Origin of the sequence: Streptomyces sp. NPDC004658 (assembly GCF_040609555.1) — a bacterium.
GTDB lineage: Bacteria > Actinomycetota > Actinomycetes > Streptomycetales > Streptomycetaceae > Streptomyces.
This window is the reverse complement of sequence record NZ_JBEXKG010000386.1, coordinates 1-1,586: the sequence shown is the minus strand read 5'-3', so window position 1 is coordinate 1,586 and position 1,586 is coordinate 1. Positions and strand designations below refer to the sequence as shown.

The 1,586-nt window shown below is 77.8% G+C and carries 1 protein-coding gene; it reads right to left on the bottom strand.

Annotated elements, in window-relative coordinates:
- On the bottom strand, positions 1-1,569 hold a 1,569-nt coding region (locus ABZV94_RS41540; protein ID WP_356350287.1), incomplete at its 3' end, for an SAV_2336 N-terminal domain-related protein.
- Positions 1,570-1,586: the final 17 nt, after the last annotated feature.

Genomic DNA, 1,586 nt, shown 5'->3' with positions numbered 1-1,586 from the left:
CCGGGCCGCCGGAGCGGGACCGTCGGCACCCGGGCCCGACGCGGCGAGGCGGGCCTGTTCCCGGGCCCGGCGCAGCATCTCCGGGTCGGCCAGCTGCCGCCACCGGTCGAGCAGCCGCTCGGCCTCGGTCAGCGGGTCGGGGGTGACCAGGTCGGGCAGGTAGAACCGCAGCACGCGCGCGGGGATGCGGGCGAACAGCTCGGCCTCCACGCTGCCGCCGCCGTCCCGCGCACCGGCGTCCTCGGCGGGGCGCGCGGTACCGGCGTCCGGGTCGTGGTCGGCGAGCCGGGCCGCGGCCAGGGCGGCGAAGTTGCGGGTGCCCTTGCCGAAGTGCCGTTCCACATAGGCCGAGCAGTGCTTGAGGACGAGCCCGGCGGTGTCCTGGTCGAGGGAGGACAGCAGCAGGTCCTGCATGCGCGGCGAGTAGGCGAAGCACGGCTGGTCCCCGGTGCCGGGCAGTTGCCGCAGCAGTCCGCCGAGCAGCACCTCGGCCAGTTCCATGGGGCCGGTGTCGGGCAGCATGGCCCGCTGGACCAGCCGCATCACGGGCAGCGTGAGGGGCGCGGCGGCGAGGTAGACGGCGAGCCGGAGTGCGCCGGGCGAGGCGCCGGCGCGGAACGCGCGCAGCAGCTCCTCGTCGCTGCGCGCCGGCGGTGCGGCGGAGACGGCCGCCGGTGCGGTGGCGGGGTGGGCGAAGCCGGCCCAGGCGTGCTCGCGGGTCGGCCCGGTGCCGGCGAGCAGCCGGGCGAAGGCGGCGAACGCCTCCGGGGTGGGCTGGAGCACCGGCACGGGCCGGGCGTCCGGTGGTGGCTCCTGCGCCTCCTCCCACGGCTCGTCCTCGGGCAGGAAGTCCAGGCGCCCGCCGGACTCGCCGGTGCGGACCAGCAGCCCTGGCTCGGCGGGCAGCGCGGTACGGCCCCACAGCCGGGGCGGCAGCGGCTGGACCACGGCGAGCGGGGCGGTGCGCGGCCAGCCGTGCAGCAGGCGCTGCGCGGTGCCGTTCTGCCACAGGGGGCCGACGCAGTCGCTGATGACGAAGGTGAGCCGGCGCCCGCTGGGGTCGTGCAGCTCGTCGGCGGGCCGCAGCCGGGTGCGCCGGCCGGGACCGACGGTCGTACCGACGAGGGGGGTGCCGGAGCCGTCGGCGTACAGCTGGTGGACGCGGACGGAGGCGAACGCGCCGGACTGCTGGCAGGCCTGGCGCAGTTCCTCGACCATCTCGCCCCAGACGGCCATGGCGGGGCCGGTGTCCATGAGCAGCTGGACGTCGCAGCGCCGGTGGCGGCCGGGCCGGGTGACGGGGAGGAGGATGCCGCTGGCGGCGGCCAGGTCGGCGGTGGCCGCCTCGTCGATCCGCTCGTCCCGGCCGCGCGCGGAGGCGGTGCGGTAGCGGCCGAGGGCACGCAGTGCCTTCTGCAGGCCGAGCAGTCCGGGCAGGGCGCCGGCGGCGGGGGCCCGGACCGGGAAGGCCGCGGGGCCGGCGTCGGTCCGGGCGTGGGGGGCGGGGCTCGGGGTGTGCAGCTCGCCGAGGAACTCCCGCCGTACGTCAAGGAGATGGGCTTCACGCACGTGGAGCTGATGCCGGT